At 73.9% G+C, this 14,633-nt stretch carries 16 protein-coding genes; 12 read left to right on the top strand and 4 right to left on the bottom strand.

Going from position 1 to position 14,633, the window contains the following annotated elements:
* Window positions 1–116 precede the first annotated feature (116 nt).
* The 5 genes from ACQEVU_RS37815 to ACQEVU_RS37795 all read left to right on the top strand — a co-directional run bounded on the left by ACQEVU_RS37815 (window position 117) and on the right by ACQEVU_RS37795 (window position 6,272).
* Window positions 117–884 (top strand): ATP-binding protein, encoded by a 768-nt coding sequence (locus ACQEVU_RS37815; RefSeq protein ID WP_433332305.1) that lies wholly within the window; start codon window positions 117–119, stop codon window positions 882–884.
* 5 nt (window positions 885–889) lie between these two features.
* Complete coding sequence (locus ACQEVU_RS37810) at window positions 890–3,487, top strand: LuxR C-terminal-related transcriptional regulator (protein WP_433332303.1); 2,598 nt, start codon at window positions 890–892, stop codon at window positions 3,485–3,487.
* 467 nt (window positions 3,488–3,954) lie between these two features.
* Window positions 3,955–4,302 (top strand): PadR family transcriptional regulator, encoded by a 348-nt coding sequence (locus tag ACQEVU_RS37805; protein ID WP_433332301.1) that lies wholly within the window; start codon window positions 3,955–3,957, stop codon window positions 4,300–4,302.
* A gap of 26 nt (window positions 4,303–4,328) precedes the next feature.
* Window positions 4,329–5,273, top strand: coding sequence for a permease prefix domain 1-containing protein (locus ACQEVU_RS37800; protein ID WP_433332299.1), 945 nt, complete (start codon window positions 4,329–4,331; stop codon window positions 5,271–5,273).
* Between the two features lie 24 nt (window positions 5,274–5,297).
* Window positions 5,298–6,272, top strand: a complete 975-nt coding sequence (locus ACQEVU_RS37795; RefSeq protein WP_433332297.1) for an NAD(P)-dependent alcohol dehydrogenase — start codon at window positions 5,298–5,300, stop codon at window positions 6,270–6,272.
* A gap of 6 nt (window positions 6,273–6,278) precedes the next feature.
* Here ACQEVU_RS37795 and ACQEVU_RS37790 read toward each other — a convergent pair whose 3' ends face one another.
* Complete coding sequence (locus tag ACQEVU_RS37790; RefSeq protein ID WP_433332295.1) at window positions 6,279–6,734, bottom strand: Rv0361 family membrane protein; 456 nt, start codon at window positions 6,732–6,734, stop codon at window positions 6,279–6,281.
* Window positions 6,735–6,959: 225 nt separating this feature from the next.
* On the opposite strand from ACQEVU_RS37790, the gene ACQEVU_RS37785 reads away from it, so the two are divergent.
* Window positions 6,960–8,600, top strand: a complete 1,641-nt coding sequence (locus ACQEVU_RS37785; protein ID WP_433332293.1) for a glucuronyl esterase domain-containing protein — start codon at window positions 6,960–6,962, stop codon at window positions 8,598–8,600.
* An 81-nt stretch (window positions 8,601–8,681) separates the two neighbouring features.
* Here the strand turns inward: ACQEVU_RS37785 and ACQEVU_RS37780 are convergent, their stop codons facing one another.
* A complete protein-coding gene (locus tag ACQEVU_RS37780) occupies window positions 8,682–8,975 on the bottom strand; it encodes a hypothetical protein (RefSeq protein WP_433332291.1) in 294 nt (97 codons plus the stop codon).
* A 26-nt stretch (window positions 8,976–9,001) separates the two neighbouring features.
* The gene (locus ACQEVU_RS37775) at window positions 9,002–9,643 is read right to left on the bottom strand and encodes a peptidoglycan recognition protein family protein (RefSeq protein ID WP_433332289.1); all 642 of its coding nucleotides are present in this window, start codon (window positions 9,641–9,643) and stop codon (window positions 9,002–9,004) included.
* A 238-nt stretch (window positions 9,644–9,881) separates the two neighbouring features.
* Here ACQEVU_RS37775 and ACQEVU_RS37770 point away from each other — a divergent pair, with 238 nt between their 5' ends.
* The 5 genes from ACQEVU_RS37770 to ACQEVU_RS37750 all read left to right on the top strand — a co-directional run bounded on the left by ACQEVU_RS37770 (window position 9,882) and on the right by ACQEVU_RS37750 (window position 13,073).
* Window positions 9,882–10,610 (top strand): lysozyme, encoded by a 729-nt coding sequence (locus tag ACQEVU_RS37770; protein WP_433332287.1) that lies wholly within the window; start codon window positions 9,882–9,884, stop codon window positions 10,608–10,610.
* Between the two features lie 133 nt (window positions 10,611–10,743).
* Window positions 10,744–10,935, top strand: coding sequence for a CsbD family protein (locus ACQEVU_RS37765; RefSeq protein ID WP_433332285.1), 192 nt, complete (start codon window positions 10,744–10,746; stop codon window positions 10,933–10,935).
* Between the two features lie 155 nt (window positions 10,936–11,090).
* Window positions 11,091–11,597, top strand: a complete 507-nt coding sequence (locus tag ACQEVU_RS37760) for a DUF1360 domain-containing protein (protein ID WP_433332283.1) — start codon at window positions 11,091–11,093, stop codon at window positions 11,595–11,597.
* Between the two features lie 113 nt (window positions 11,598–11,710).
* On the top strand, window positions 11,711–12,511 hold the full coding sequence (locus tag ACQEVU_RS37755) for an alpha/beta fold hydrolase (RefSeq protein WP_433332281.1): 801 nt from the start codon (window positions 11,711–11,713) through the stop codon (window positions 12,509–12,511).
* Window positions 12,504–13,073: a TetR/AcrR family transcriptional regulator gene (locus ACQEVU_RS37750; protein WP_433332279.1), complete on the top strand. Its 570-nt coding sequence runs from the start codon at window positions 12,504–12,506 to the stop codon at window positions 13,071–13,073. The genes ACQEVU_RS37755 and ACQEVU_RS37750 overlap by 8 nt, the downstream gene beginning before the upstream one ends.
* On the opposite strand, the gene ACQEVU_RS37745 is transcribed toward ACQEVU_RS37750, so the two are convergent.
* The gene (locus ACQEVU_RS37745) at window positions 13,042–13,812 is read right to left on the bottom strand and encodes a hypothetical protein (RefSeq protein WP_433332277.1); all 771 of its coding nucleotides are present in this window, start codon (window positions 13,810–13,812) and stop codon (window positions 13,042–13,044) included. The two genes, ACQEVU_RS37750 and ACQEVU_RS37745, sit on opposite strands and share 32 nt — an antisense overlap.
* Window positions 13,813–13,960: 148 nt before the next feature.
* Here ACQEVU_RS37745 and ACQEVU_RS37740 point away from each other — a divergent pair, with 148 nt between their 5' ends.
* Window positions 13,961–14,383 (top strand): cupin domain-containing protein, encoded by a 423-nt coding sequence (locus tag ACQEVU_RS37740; RefSeq protein WP_433332275.1) that lies wholly within the window; start codon window positions 13,961–13,963, stop codon window positions 14,381–14,383.
* Window positions 14,384–14,633: the final 250 nt, after the last annotated feature.

Raw genomic sequence — 14,633 nt, 5'->3', positions numbered from 1 at the left:
CCGGCGTGGTGGATGGTTGTGCAAGGCTCGGGTGAACACCGTTGACGCGCCGTTGCCGGCGGTCGCACACTGCGTAGGCAATCGATGTCCCGCGATGGCTTCGGGAATGAGGCTGCGTGTTCGAGCCGACCGTTACGTTGCACGGCGACGTCGAACGAGGAACCGTCGAGGTCGCCGTCGCCGGACCGTGGACCGCCCGCGTGCGCATCGACATCGCCGCCGCGGTGCGCAAGGGCCTCGCCGAGCAGCCGCGGGCGCTGCTGCTGGACCTGACCGCGGTCGTGGACCCGGACCCGGCGCTGCTCGGCGCGGTGCTGCTGGCCGAGCGGCGCAGCGGCGCGGCCGTGCCGCCCGTGCCGATCCTCGTCGCCGCCGCGGACCGGGTGCGCGAGCAGCTGGAGACGTCCGGGGTGGCGCTGCGCCTGCCGGTGTACGGCAGCCCGGCCGCGGCCCGCGCCGACCTCGAGCGCCGCTCCCCGCCGCTCGGCCGGGTGTCGCTGCGGCTGCAGCCCTGCATCCTCTCCCCGTCGGAGGCGCGCTCGTTCGTCGGCGACACCGTCCTGGCCTGGGACCTGGCCCCGTTGCTGCGCCCGGCCCGGCTGATCGTGTCGGAGCTCGCGACCAACGCGTTCGAGCACGCCGGCACCCCGTTCACGGTAACGGCGTCGCGCCGCGGCACGCTCCTCCATCTGGCGGTCGAGGACGGCGACCCGGCGCTGCCGGCCATCGTCGAGGCGCACAGCCGCTCCAGCGCGCCGCTGGAGATCCGCGGCAGCGGCCTGCGGATCGTCGACGGCACCGCGACCGCCTGGGGCGCCACGGCAACCGCCGGCGGCAAGGTCGTGTGGGCCACGCTGCGCACGGAGCGTCAAGGATCGAGGTGAGGGTCATGGAGCCGCGGGAGGCGTCCGCCGTGCTGCCCGCGAAGCTCGCCCGGCCCGACGTGGTGCCCCGTGCGCTGGCCCGCCCCGGCCTCGAGGACAGCCTGTGGAGCCTCACCGACCTGCCGGTCACGCTCGTCACCGGCCCGGCCGGCTCCGGCAAGACCCAGCTCGTGGCCGCGTGGGCCGGCGAGGCCGGCGACGGCGACCCGGTCGCCTGGCTCAGCCTCGACCGCGACGACGGCCGGCGGCCCGGGCGGCTGTGGCGGCACATCATCGCCGCGCTGCGCGGGGCCGGCGCGGTCCTGCCGCCGGGCCTGGTCGCCCGGGACCCGGACCACCGCACGGCGATGGAGCTCGCCGCGGCCCTCGCCCGCTGGGACCGCTCGCTGCTGCTGATCCTCGACAACGCCGGCTGGCTCGGCCGGGAGCAGTACGCCGAGATCGACTACCTCGTCCACCACGCCGAATGCCTGCGCCTGCTGCTCGTCGGCCGCCGCCGCCCCCGGTTCCCGCTGCACCGCTACCGCCTCACCGGCGAGCTCGGCGAGCTGCCCGACGACGCGCTGCTGCTCGGCGCCGACGAGACCCGCGCGCTGTTCGGGCGGCACGGCGTGGAGCTCACCGAGGACCAGTTCGACGCCGTTCGGGGCCAGACCCGCGGCTGGATCGCCGGGGTGCGGCTGTGCGCGATGGCGATGGAGGGCCATCCGGGCGCCGGGGTGCCGAACCTGATCGAGCACCCGCACGTCGCCGAGTACTTCACCGGCGAGATCGTCGACGCGCTCACCGAGCCGCAGCGGGCCCTCCTGGCCGGCGTCGCGCTGCTGGACACGTTCACGCCGCAGCTGGCCGCGACGGCCGGCGGGCGCGCACCCGGCCCCGACGTCCTGGACGAGCTCGCCGAGGCCGGCGCGTTCCTCGAGCGGATCGGCGCGGAGGGGCCGGCGGGGCCGCAGTACCGCCTCCATCCCCTCTTCGCGGCGATGCTGCGCGACCGCCTGGTGCCGCCGCCCCCGCAGGCCCGCGCAATGCGGCTGCGGGCCGCGCGCTACCTCGCCGACTCCGGCGACCTGCCCGGCGCGGTCGGGCAGGCGGCCGCGGCCGGGGCCTGGGACCAGGCCGCCCGGTTCGTCGTCGAGGACCTCGCGGCCGGCGAGATCATCATCGACGGCCCGCCCGGCCGGCTCGCCGCACTCCTGTCCGGCGCCCCCGCCGAGCCGGGCACGCCCGAGGGCATCGTCGTGGCCGCCGCCGTGGCGCTGGCCCGCCGCGACCCCGCCGCCGCCGAGCGGATGATGGCCCTCGCGAGCACCGGACCGGCCCCGCTGAGCCTGGCCGCGTTCGCCGACGTGGAGCACCCGGTCGCCCTCGCGCTGTGCGCGTGCCTGGTGCAGCAGACGATCGCGTACTTCGCCGGCGACGCGGAGCGCCTCGCCGCCGCGTCCGACGCCGGCGCCCGGCTGCTCGAGCGGGTCGACCGGCAGCGCCGCGCGGCCCGCCCGGAGCTTCGGGTGTACGTGACGGCCGGCCGGGCGACCGCCCGGCTGTGCACCGGCCGGCTGGCCGAGGCCGCCGAGCTGTTCGCCGAGGCCGCCCTCGCCGCGACGGGGCACCGGTGCGAGACCATGGTGGTGTACTGCGCCGAGCACCTCGCCTTCGCCGAGGCCCACCGCGGCCGGCTGCGCATCGCCTACGGCGCCGCCCGGCGGGCGCTCACCCTCGCCGACACCGCCGGCGGCGACCCGCCGCACCACCTCGCCGACGCGACCCTCGCGCTGGTGGCCGCCGAGTGGTACGACGTCCACGCCGCCTGGCGGTACCTGCGCTCGGCCGAGGAGGGCCTCGACGCGCTGGTCGGCCGGCCGCAGCGCGACGCCTACGCCGACACTCTCGCCCTCGTGCGGTCCCGCCTGCTGCGCGCCCGCGGCGAGCTGCCCGCCGCGCTGTCGGCGGTGCGCCGCGCCGGGCGGCACCCGCGCCCGTGGATCCGCCAGCAGCTGGCCCTGACCGAGCTGCGCCTGCTCATCGCGATGGGCCGCCACCAGGAGGTCCACGACGCCCTCGACCACCTCGACCCGGCCCACCCGGAGGTCGAGCTGCTGGCCGGCGTCGCCCAGCTCGCCGACGGCGACGCGGAGCGCGCGATCGACTGCGCCGACCGGGTCCTGGCCCGCTTCGACCTGCCCGTCGGCGTCGTCGTCGACGCCTGGCTGCTGCTCGCCGCCGGGGTGGCCCGCCAGGGCGAGGACGAGCGGGCCGCGGAGGCGCTGCGCACCGCCGTGGAGTTCATGGCCGAGGAGGGCGGGATCCGCGCGGTGTACGAGTCGGACGTCATCCTGCGCCGCCTGCTGCGCGAGCAGGACGTGCCGCTGCGGGTGGTGCTGCCCCCGCCGGAGCGCAACGAGCCGGCCCCCGTCCTCAGCGCCCGGGAGGCGGAGGTCCTGCGGCACCTGGCCGCGCTGACGCCCACCGCCGAGATCGCCGCCGACCTGCGGGTCGCGGTCAGCGTGGTCCGCAGCGAGATCCGCGCCGTCCTGCACAAGCTGCGGGCCGACCGCCGCTCGGAGGCCGTGCGCCGCGCCCGCGACCTCGGCCTGCTGTAACCGCCGGCCGCGGCCGCGGCGAGGTCTTTCGCGTCGCCGGCGTCGGTCTTGAGCTGGTGGTGTGGCCGCCTCGCCGCGGCCGTGGCGAGGTCTTTCGCGTCGCCGGCTTCGGTCTTGAGCTGGTGGTGTGGCCGCCGCGCCGCGGCCGCGGCGAGGTCTTTCGCGTCGCCGGCCTCCGTCTTGAGGCCGGTGGCGTGGCCGCCGCGCCGGTGTCCACGCGCAGCCCGAGCGGCCTGCCCTCGGGCGGTCCGGCAACCCGCTGCTCGCCGGGGCCAACGGCATTGGCGACGCGCATGTGATCGGTTGTCACCGCCGTAAAGGTGCACGATCGATCGTGACCCGCTAAATGATAATAAGTCCGAAAAATTCTGTCGCGGAGCGGCGGGATTTTTCGTATGGGCCACCGTGGCGATCGATCAATGAAGTGCTCGTTGCGATATTGTGTGACGCACACTATCGTATGACGCATGCCCGACGACGAACTCATCTCGGCCCATCTGCAGGAGCTGCGGCGAGGGACGGTCGTGCTGGCCTGCCTGCTCATCCTCGAGCGGCCGGACTACGGCTACGCGCTGCTCGACCGGCTCGAGCGCGGCGGGTTCGCCGTCGACGCCAACACGCTCTACCCGCTCCTGCGGCGCCTCGAGAAGCAGGGGCTGCTCACCAGCGACTGGAACACCGAGGAGTCCCGGCCGCGCAAGTTCTACCGGACAAGCGACGCGGGCCACGCCCTCGCCGATGCCCTGCGCCGCGACTGGCGCCAGCTCGACGCCTCGTTCAAGACCCTCGACGCCCACGCCATCGACTCCGAGTGAAGGCCGACGTGAAGGACTCCCCGGCAATGACGCTCACCCTGACCGATCGCTACGTCGACGCCACCCTGCGGCGCCTGCCCGGCCGGCAGCGCCCCGACATCGAGCAGGAGCTGCGCACCTCGATCGCCGACGCCATCGAGGACCGTGTCGAGGCCGGCGCCGCGCCCGGCGACGCCGAGCGCGCCGTGCTCACCGACCTCGGCGACCCCGCCCGGCTCGCCGCCGGCTACGCCGACCGGCCGCTGCACCTCGTCGGCCCCGCGATGTACCTCGACTACACCCGCCTGCTCACCACCCTGCTGGCCACCGTCGTGCCCGCCGTGGCCGGCTATGTCGGGCTCATGCGGGCCCTGTCCGGCGACGCCTCGGCCGCCGGCATCGCCGCCGCCACGGCCGGCGCGGCGATCACGACCGCGGTGCACGTCGCGTTCTGGACCACGCTCGCCTTCGTCCTGCTCGACCGGCTCCGGGGCGGCCGCGCTCGGCCCGCCCGCCCGTGGAGCCCCGAGTCGCTGCCGGAGCAGCCCGGCCGCCGCGCCCGCCACGCCGAGCTGGTGACCGAGACCCTGCTGCTGATCCTGATCTCGACGTTCATCCTGCTCTCGCCGTTCGTCAGCCCGCTGGCCGCCGGCGGCGACCCGATCCCGCTGTTCACGCCGTGGCTGTGGGACACCGGCCTGGTGTACCTCTTCATCACCCTCGCCGCCGCCAACCTCGCGGTGTCGTTCGCGAAGTACTACGTGCGCTGGAGCGTCGGCCGCGCCCTGGCCGGCGCCCTCGTCCAGGTCGCGGGCGCGCTGACGCTCGTCTGGCTCGCGGCCACCGACCACATCCTCAACCCGGCGTTCGCCGCCGCGGCCGGCTGGGACGCCGGGACCGTCCACTGGATCCGCATCGGCCTCGTTATCACCGGCTCGCTCACGCTCGTGAGCACGGTCCTCGAGGCCGTCACCCTCTCCCACCGGCGCTGACCGTCCAGAAGGGACAAACCCGCCATGAAAGCCATCGTCCAGGACCGCTACGGCCCGCCCGAGCTGCTGCGCTACGCCGACGTCGAGCACCCGGTGGCCGCGGGCGGCGAGGTCCTCGTGCGCGTCCGGGCCGCCGCCCTGAACCACGGCGACCGCGTCGACCTGCGCGGCACCCCGTCCATCGCCCGCCTCGTGCTCGGCGTGCGCCGCCCCCGCGTGCCGATCCTCGGCCGGGCCGTCGCCGGCACCGTCGAGGCGGTCGGCGCCGGCGTCACCGCCTGGCGGCCGGGCGACGAGGTGTTCGGCGAGACCGGCAAGCGCGGCTTCGCCGAGTACGTCACCGTCCCCGCCGGAGACCTCGCGGCCAAGCCCGCCGCCCTCACCTTCGAGCAGGCGGCCACCCTCCCGGTCGCGGCCACCACCGCGCTGCAGGCGCTGCGCCTGGCCGGTGCCGAGGGCGGCCCGGCCAGGCGCGTGCTCGTCAACGGCGCTTCGGGGGGCGTGGGCACCTTTGCGGTACAGCTGGCGCATGGGTTCGGGCATGCGGTCACGGCCGTGTGCAGCGCCCGCAACGCCGAGCGCGCGGCGGCGCTGGGCGCGACCCGGGTCGTGGTCTACGCGCGCGAGGACGTGACCGGCCTCGCGGAGCGCTTCGACGTCATCGTCGACCTCGCCGGCGGCCACCGGCTGTCCGCGATGCGCCGCCTGCTGGCGGCCGACGGCGTGTACATCGCCTCGACCGGCAACGGCGGCCCGGTCCTCGGCCCGGTCCCGCGGCTGCTCGCCGTCGCCGCGTCGTCCCCGCTGCGCGGCGGCCGCCTGCGGGTGCTGACCGCCCGCCGCAGCGCGAAGGACCTGGCGGAGCTGGCCGCGCTCGTCGAGGCCGGCCGGCTCACCCCGTTCGTGGAGCGGACCCGCCCGCTGAGCGAGACCGCGGACGCGCTGCGGATGCTGGAGACCGAGCACGCCCGCGGCAAGACGGTGCTGACCGTCGCCTGAGCCGCCTCAGAGGGGGTTGCCGCAGACCTTCCAGGTGCCGCCCTCCTTGAGCAGCGGAAACACGTGGCCGCTGGTGGAGCCGGTGTCCAGCCACAGGTTCACGCTCACCCTGGCCGTGACGCGGCCCATCTGGTTCATGACGGACGTGCCGGCCAGCTCGTGACGCTTGATGACCGGCTGTTTGCCCACGAACTGGGTGAAGGCGTCCGCGGTGAACTGACCCTTGGTCGCGTCGCACAGCATCCCGTAGGCCGCGTCGAGCTTGCTCTGCTCGAGATCGGTGACGAAGACGTCCGTGGTGTCCTGGGCCTGTTGGATGTCCTTTCCGCTGTTGCGGAACAGGAAGTAGCCGCCGACGACGGCGACGATGCAGCACAGCACAAGCAGCGAGCCGACGACGATCAGCACCGTGCGCAGGGTGTTGCTCTTCGGCGGTTGCGGGACCTGATATTGGTACGCCACGACGATCACGGTAGGACCCCGCGGCGAGCCCCGTTGTCCCGACGCATCGACCCCCGTGATCGTTTCCACGAGCTTCCACGCCCGGGTGCGCGGTGACCAGCGCAAAGGACCGCCGGCGCCCGGCCCGGCGTTGACACCCGTCACCGCGCCCCTCGACGCTGGGGCCCTTCCGGTTCCGGCCCGCCACCCGGGACCGCCAACTCCATATCCGAAGGAGACTCCGAAGTGAGTACCCGCCTGGCGGCCGCCGTCCTGGCCGTCGTGACCACGCTCGCGGGCGCCGCAGTGGCGACGGCCCTCGCGAGGTCCAGCACCGCCGAGGCGGCCGTCACGGCCGCGGTCGAGGACGAGGGCGCCGACTGCCCGGTCCCGGCCCTGCCCGACGCCGGTTCCCTGCCCGCCAACGCCAAGCTGCCGGACCCGTTCAAGCGGATCGACGGCTCCCGGATCACCGCGAAGTCCGACTGGCGCTGCCGGCGCGAGGAGGTCAAGCGGCTGGCCGAGAAGTTCGTGTACGGCGAGAAGCCCGGCAAGCCCCAGACCGTCACCGGCACCGTCTCGCGCACCGCGATCACGGTCAACGCGTCGGACAACGGCCGCAGCGCCGGCTTCTCGGCGACCGTCGACCTGCCCAGCGGCACCGGCCCGTTCCCGGCCGTCGTCGTCCTCGGCGGCTTCGGCGCCGACACCGCCTCGATCAAGGCCGCCGGCGCCGCCGTCATCAACTACGACCCGTACACCGTGGGCAAGGAGGGCACGCCCCGCAACAACAAGCAGGGCGCGTTCTACAGCATCTACGGCGCGCAGAGCAGCACCGGCCTGCTCGCCGCATGGGCGTGGGGCGTGAGCCGCATCATCGACGTCATCGCCCAGTCCGGCGGCGGCATCCTGCGCGCCGACGCGATGGGCGTCACCGGCTGCTCCCGCTTCGGCAAGGGCGCGTTCGTCGTCGGCGCGTTCGACCAGCGCATCGCGCTGACCATGCCGATCGAGTCCGGCAGCGCCGGGGTGCCCATCTTCCGCGGCATCCCGGGGGAGGGGGCGCAGAGCCTCAGCAGCGCCTACGGCGAGCAGCCGTGGCTCGGCGACGCGTTCGGCTCGTTCACCTCCAGCCCGGCCCGGCTGCCGGTCGACACCCACGAGATGGTCGCGATGGTGGCCCCGCGCGGGCTGTTCATCATGGACAACCCGCACATCGTCAACCTGGGCCCGAAGTCCGCGAGCGTCGCCGCGCTCGGCGGCGCCGAGGTGTACAAGGCGCTCGGCGCGGGCGACAACATCACGTACTGGTCGGACGTCCAGGACGGCACCCACTGCGCCAACCGCCCGGAGTGGCGCACCCCGCTGCAGCAGAACATCCGCAGGTTCCTGCTCGGCACCGGCAACGACCCCGGCGCGTTCCGCGTGTCGGGCAAGGCCTCGGGCAACCTCGCCGAGTGGCGCGACTGGACGACCCCGGCCCTGACCGACGGCGGCGGCTCGCCCCCGCCGTCCTCGGCCCCGCCGTCCACGCCTCCGGTGTCGTCCCCGCCGGTGTCCTCGCCGCCGCCGTCGAGCTCCGCGCCGCCGGTTCCGGGCGGGTGTACGGCCACTGTCTCCCTCAACCAGTGGACGGGCGGCTTCGTGGCCACGATCCGCGTGACCGCCGGCTCGTCGCCGATCACCGCGTGGACGGTCGCCGCGACGCTGCCCTCCGGCGCCGTCATCACCAACGCCTGGAACGCCAACCGCAGCGGCAACAGCGGCGCGGTGCAGTTCACCAACGTGGCGTACAACGGCGCCGTCGCCGCCGGGCAGTACACGGAGTTCGGCTTCCAGGCCACCGGCACCGGCACCGGCCTGGCACCCACGTGCACGTCCCGCTGATCCGGGTCAGCCGGGTCCGAGCACGTCCGCGACGGTGACGGGTTCGCCGGAGCGGTACAGCCGGACCCGGTCCAGGTTCCCCTACAACGCCGCGGCGTAGCCGGTCGCGTGCCCGGCGGCCCGCCGCGCGTCGGACGCCGCCGTGTCGGCCCGCCCGCCGCGGCGCTCGTGGTAGCGCGCCAGCGGCCCGCCGATCAGCCACAGCCCGCGCGCGTCGTCGGCCTTGCCCCGGCGCCGCTCGGACTCGGCGAGCATCCGCCGCTCCCGCTCGGCCAGGTCGTCGGCGGGCCAGAATGCCGGGAGCTGATCCGCCGGTACCGCCACGACCACCACGTCCGGCTTGGCCACCCCGGCGGCGGGCGGCCGCCGGGCCATGGCCGTGCGTATGAGGCCGTTCCGGCCTACAGCCGGGCGGCCACCGCGGCGCGCAGCTCGGGCAGGCGGTCGTGCAGCAGGCCCGGGCACTGCGTGCTGTTGAAGTCCTTGTGCCCGTAGATCTCCGTGGCCGGGATGGCGTACTGCTGGCAGGTGAAGGCGCAGAACGCCACCAGGCTGTTCCACAGGGCGGCGGGCGGCTGCTCGGTGAGGTACGTGCCCTCGTTCTCGATGCCGATCGCCTGGTCGTTCTGCCCGACGCAGTGCGCGCCCTGCACCATGGTCTGCCCGTGCAGCAGCGCGTAGAGGCTGCCGTTGCGCCCCTCGGTCAGCCAGCCGCCGCGGCTGTTGGTGAAGTGCTGTCCACTGTCGACCCAGCCGTTGGTGTCCATGTGCAGGTTCTGGATGTCGCGCGAGTTCTGGAACGCGTGCGCCTGCGAGTAGTCGGTCGAGTTGGCCATCGCCGTGTGGTGCACGATGATCTTGTTCGGCCGGTGCTGGTCGATGGTGAGCGCCCCGGACGGCGGCCGGGCGCCCCAGGCGCCGCAGCTGGCGATCGAGACCTGCTCGACGGCGGCGAGAGCGGGGGCGGACCCGCTGAGCGCGGCCGCCGCGCCGCCGAGCAGAACGGCGCCGCGCAGCACGCCGCGCCGGCTGAGACGGGCCATGGAAGCCTCCTGTTGCTGATTTACATCAACGGACGGATGTCGGCAACTTCCTTCAGCGGCGCACACTACACCTGGTCAACAAGCGGTGTCCATTGACTGTTCTCGCTGAGCTGGAATCTTGAAGGTTGCCTTAAACTTCGACGGACGCCTATTGAAAGTTTTCCACGACCATGAGCTAATCGGCGAAGCTCTTTGCCGAATCGGCGAGAGTCTCGTCCCCCCACAAAGGAGATGCACCGTGTCCACACGACGACTCGGCGCACTGGCGGCGCTGTCGGCGGCGGTCACCCTGGTGGCCGCGCTCCTCACCGGCAGCCCGGCCTCGGCGGCCACCGTGACCTACGGCCAGGACGTGTCCGGTTACCAGGGCAACGTCAACTGGTCGGCCCAGTGGAACGCCGGCTCGCGGTTCGCCTACATCAAGGCGACCGAGGGCACGTACTACACCAACCCCTACTTCGCCCAGCAGTACAACGGCTCCTACAACATCGGGATGATCCGCGGCTCGTACCACTTCGCGATCCCCAACGGCGGGGGCGGCGCGGCCCAGGCCGACTACTTCGTGGCCCACGGCGGCGGCTGGTCGAAGGACGGCAAGACCCTGCCGGGCGCCCTGGACATCGAGTACAACCCGTACGGCGCGACCTGCTACGGCCTGTCCCAGTCCGCGATGGTGAGCTGGATCCGCGCGTTCCTCAACCAGTACCAGGCCCGCACTGGCCGCTGGGCCGTCATCTACACCACCACCGACTGGTGGGTGACCTGCACCGGCAACTACTCCGGCTTCTGGGCCAACAGTCCACTGTGGATCGCCCGCTACAGCAGCGCCCCCGGCACCCTCCCGGCCGGCGCCCCGACCTGGTCGTTCTGGCAGTACTCCAGCAGCGGCCCCTTCGCCGGCGACTCCAACCAGTGGAACGGCGCCCTGGACCGCCTGAAGGTCCTGGCCTGCAACGGCGCCTGCTGACCCGCCCGCCCGCGCCTCACCCCGGCCCCACCGCCCGGGGTGAGGCGCCCGCGGCCGTTTCGACCCCCATGTTCGCGGGCACTCCACGGGAGACCGCAAGGCGTCGATGCCGCGGGTAGCACGGGAGGTCAACATGAGTTTCGAGGACAAGGTCGAGCACAAGGCCGAAGAGGTCGCGGGTGAGGCCAAGGAGCGCTACGGCCGGGCCACCGACAACGAGCGCCTGGAGGCCGAGGGCCAGGCCGACCAGGACGCCGCCAACGTCAAGCAGGCCGGGGACAAGCTCAAGGACGCCGCCCACGACGTGAAGGACGCCCTGAGCTGACCCACCGCGGCCGCCACCACGGCGAGGGCGAGCGCCGCCGGCGGCGCTCGCCCTCGCCGTGGTGGCGGCCGTCCACACTGGACTCCCGGCACCGGCCGCGATCCTGCGTAGTCTCGATTGGGTTCACGCCGGCGATTCCCGGGTAGACGAACCGCATGGCGGACATCGACTCCCGTACCTCCCGCGCCTACGCCCGCAATGCCCCCGACGAGCGGCCCCTGCGCGGGTACGCCACCGTGCTCGGCGTCTTCGCGGCGGCCGTCGCAGCGGTGGCCGGCGTGGCGCGCCTCACCGGCCGGCAGCTGCCGGTCCGCCCCGCGGCCGGCGACCTGGCGCTGCTCGCCGTGGCCACGCACAAGCTCTCCCGGCTGCTGACCAAGGACGCGATCACGAGCCCGATCCGGGCCCCGTTCACGCAGTTCGAGGAGCCGGCCGGCGAGGCCGAGCTCAACGAGAGCCCGCGCGGCCACGGCGCCCGCCACGCGATGGGGGAGCTGCTGACCTGCCCGTTCTGCACCGGCGTGTGGGTCGCGACCGGCCTGGGCGCGGGGCTGGTGTTCGCGCCGCGCATCACGCGCTTCGGCATGGGCGTGGCCGCGGCCGTGGCCGGCTCCGATTTCCTGCACCTGGCGTACGACGCGGCCAAGAAAACGGTGTCATAACCATATGCCGCCCGCCACGGTATAAATCCGGACATGTCGCGGCGCGCAGCGCCCGACATGTCAGGGACCCGGGCCCTTGACACGGTGAAGCTAACGGCATTAGCTTTTTAGCTATGACGATGAGCTTTGAGCACGAGAACGGCACGATCGCCTACGACGACACGCGCGGCGAAGGGGCGCTGGTGCTGTGCCTGCCCGGCCTGGGCGTGACCCGGCAGACCTACGCGGCGTTCGTCCCGCAGCTGGTCGCGGCCGGCTACCGGGTCGTCACCATGGACCTGCGCGGCGAGGGCGACAGCGACGCCGTCTGGGCCGACTACTCGCCCGAGGCGATCGCCCGCGACGCCATCGCGCTGCTGCGCCACCTCGGCGCCGGGCCGGCCGTGCTGTTCACCAACTCCTACACCGGCGCCAGCGCGATCTGGGCCGCCGCCGAGGCGCCCGAGCTGTTCGCCGCGATCGTGCTGTCCGACCCGTTCGCGCGGGTCATGCCGAAGCCCAACCCGGTCATGCGGGCCGCGGTGTGGGCGGTGCAGACGTTCCGGCCGCTCTGGGTGACGTACTGGGCGTCGCTGTACAAGTCGGGCAAGGCCGACCCGGCCGAGCGGGCCGCGCTGTCGGCGAACCTCGCCGAGCCGGGCCGGATGGACGCGCTGCGGGCGATGATGGCCGCCGACGTGTCGGTGTGTGAGGCGCGCAGCGGCGAGGTGCGCACGCCCGCGCTGGTGCTCATGGGGGCCGAGGACCCCGACTTCCCGGACCCGGCCGCGGAGGCGCGCCTGATCGCCGGGCGCATCGGCGGCACCGTCGCGATGATCGAGGGCGCCGGGCACTACCCGCACTCGGAACTGCCGGCCGAGACGGCCGCGGCGGTCCTCGCCTTCCTGCGCGAGACCGAGCCCGCCCGTGCCTAGGGCGGGGCTGACGCCGGCCGCCGTCGTCGACGCCGCGCTGCGGGTCCTGGACGACGGCGGGCCGGCGGCGCTCACCCTGGCCGCCGTCGCGGCGCAGTGCGGTGTGGCGACGCCGTCGCTGTACAAGCACGTGGCCGGCCTGCCCGAGCTGCGCGCCCTGCTGGCCGTCCGGCTGCTCGACGAGCTCACCACCGCCACGACGGCGGCCATGCTGGGCCGCAGCGGCGACGACGCCCTGGAGGCCCTCATGATCGCCTACCACGCCTACGCGACCGAACACCCGCACCGCTACGCGCTGATCCCGCAGCGGCCCGACCCGGACGAGGCGGTGTCGGCCGCCGCGGGGCGCCTGATCGCCGTCATCTTCGCCGTCTTCAAGGCCTACGACCTCGACGACGACCAGGTCGTGCACGCCACCCGCGTCCTGCGCGCCGCGATGCACGGCTTCGCGACGCTGCAGGTCGAGGGCAGCTTCCAGATGGCGCAGGACATCGCCACGACGCACCGGGTCCTCATCGAGACGATGAAGGCTATTCGTGTGGCAGCAGGTACCGCCAGTTGACCTGCACCCGCCGGTTGTCCGGCAGCCGGAACACGGGCCACTGCGCCTGATCCGGGTGCGGCATGGCGCGGATGACGGCCCGGGCCGCCCGGTCGCGCAGGTCCAGCTGCACCACGTACGAGTCCTTGCGGAACTGCGGCACCGGCACCCCGGCCGGCCACGCGGGCACCGGCGCCGACGTCGGCTGGGCGGCGTCGATGAGGTTCGCGATCAGCCGCACGGCGTCCGGCCGCCACGGCGACCCGCCGCGGTTCACCCGGTCCCGCAGCTGCGCGAGGTGGTCCAGCAGCGCGTACGCCGGCGTCGGGTACACGTGGTCGCGCCGCGTCTCCTCCAGCCCCTCGAACGACAGGCTGAACTTCCGCCCGTTCGTGCGCGCGGTGAACACCGTCGACGGGACGTCCGCGATGATCGGCGCGCCCGGGCGGCGGCGCCCATTCGCCGGGTCGCGCAGCACCGTCGTGGCGTGGTTGCGCAGCGACCGCAGCTCGCCCTGGCCGATGCGCAGGCGCCGGGCCGCGTCGGCGATGAGCACCCCGTCGTCGTACGCCACCAGCTTCGGCGCCCGCAGCATGGTCCAGCCGGCCGGCACGAACCCGCCGACGAGCTCCCACGTCAGCATCGGGCGCGGCGGGCGGCCCGCCTCCGGGTCGTCGGCGGCGATCGCGGCGGCGGCGCCCCCGACCGCGGCGGTGACACCGACGGCGCCGGCCGCCACCAGCAGGCTTCTGCGGTTCATGATCTCGAAGCTCCCGTCCGTCCGGGCCTCGTGCCCGGCCTTCCGGAGTTCAACGACAAATCGGTCATAAGGTCACAAGCCTCGCAGTGGTACCGCGGGCCGCCAGCGGATACAAATACCAGGACGACCGTCCGAAGGAGGCAGTGCGATGACCGACCACTGGCACGCTCCGCTGCGCCGCATCAGGGGCGGCGAGCTCACCGGCGACACCGGCCAGACCTCCGGCATGACCCGCCTCGAGGCCATCTCCGGCAAGACCGTCGGCGCCGAGCGGCTGTGGATGGGCCGCACCCACGTCGCTCCCGCGACCGGCTCCGGCGACCACCACCACGGCGACACCGAGACCGCCATCTACGTCGTCTCCGGCCATCCGGTGTTCGTCTTCGCCGAGGGCGAGCGCGAGGTGCGCCTGGAGACCGAGCCGGGCGACTACGTCTTCGTCCCGCCGTACACCCCGCACCGCGAGGAGAACCCCGGCGCCGAGGAGGCCGTGGTCGTCATCGCGCGCAGCAGCCAGGAGGCGGTCGTCGTCAACCTGCCGAGCCTCTGGGCGCCCGTCGACGGAGCCTGACGCCCCGGGCGTGGATGCGGATATGTGCGACGGAAACCTGCCGAGCCTGTGGGCGCCCGTCACCGAGGCCTGACACCCGGGCGTGGATGCGGATATGTCCGCCGCTGCGCGACGGACATATCCGATATTTCGGTTATGCGCGTTGAGGTGGCGGGTGGCGACCGGACGCCTGGTCGCCACCCGCCTCTTTCGGGGTTGGGTGTCGGTCCCGGACCCGTCGGCGTCGGGCCGGGCACTGTGCCCCATCCGC

Origin of the sequence: Dactylosporangium sp. CA-139066, assembly GCF_050936175.1 — a bacterium.
Lineage (GTDB): Bacteria > Actinomycetota > Actinomycetes > Mycobacteriales > Micromonosporaceae > Dactylosporangium.
Note: the sequence above shows the minus strand (reverse complement) of the source record. Positions and strands in the feature narration are given on the sequence as shown.

Bases quoted from the DNA above. Each gene is read 5' to 3' on its own strand.
- ACQEVU_RS37740 (WP_433332275.1), top strand. From the start codon at position 13,961: ATGACCGACCACTGGCACGCTCCGCTGCGCCGCATCAGGGGCGGCGAG.
- ACQEVU_RS37795 (WP_433332297.1), top strand. From the start codon at position 5,298: ATGAAAGCCATCGTCCAGGACCGCTACGGCCCGCCCGAGCTGCTGCGC.
- ACQEVU_RS37810 (WP_433332303.1), top strand. From the start codon at position 890: ATGGAGCCGCGGGAGGCGTCCGCCGTGCTGCCCGCGAAGCTCGCCCGG.
- ACQEVU_RS37805 (WP_433332301.1), top strand. From the start codon at position 3,955: ATGCCCGACGACGAACTCATCTCGGCCCATCTGCAGGAGCTGCGGCGA.
- ACQEVU_RS37800 (WP_433332299.1), top strand. From the start codon at position 4,329: ATGACGCTCACCCTGACCGATCGCTACGTCGACGCCACCCTGCGGCGC.
- ACQEVU_RS37755 (WP_433332281.1), top strand. From the start codon at position 11,711: ATGACGATGAGCTTTGAGCACGAGAACGGCACGATCGCCTACGACGAC.
- ACQEVU_RS37775 (WP_433332289.1), bottom strand. From the start codon at position 9,643: ATGGCCCGTCTCAGCCGGCGCGGCGTGCTGCGCGGCGCCGTTCTGCTC.
- ACQEVU_RS37745 (WP_433332277.1), bottom strand. From the start codon at position 13,812: ATGAACCGCAGAAGCCTGCTGGTGGCGGCCGGCGCCGTCGGTGTCACC.
- ACQEVU_RS37765 (WP_433332285.1), top strand. From the start codon at position 10,744: ATGAGTTTCGAGGACAAGGTCGAGCACAAGGCCGAAGAGGTCGCGGGT.
- ACQEVU_RS37760 (WP_433332283.1), top strand. From the start codon at position 11,091: ATGGCGGACATCGACTCCCGTACCTCCCGCGCCTACGCCCGCAATGCC.
- ACQEVU_RS37780 (WP_433332291.1), bottom strand. From the start codon at position 8,975: ATGGCCCGGCGGCCGCCCGCCGCCGGGGTGGCCAAGCCGGACGTGGTG.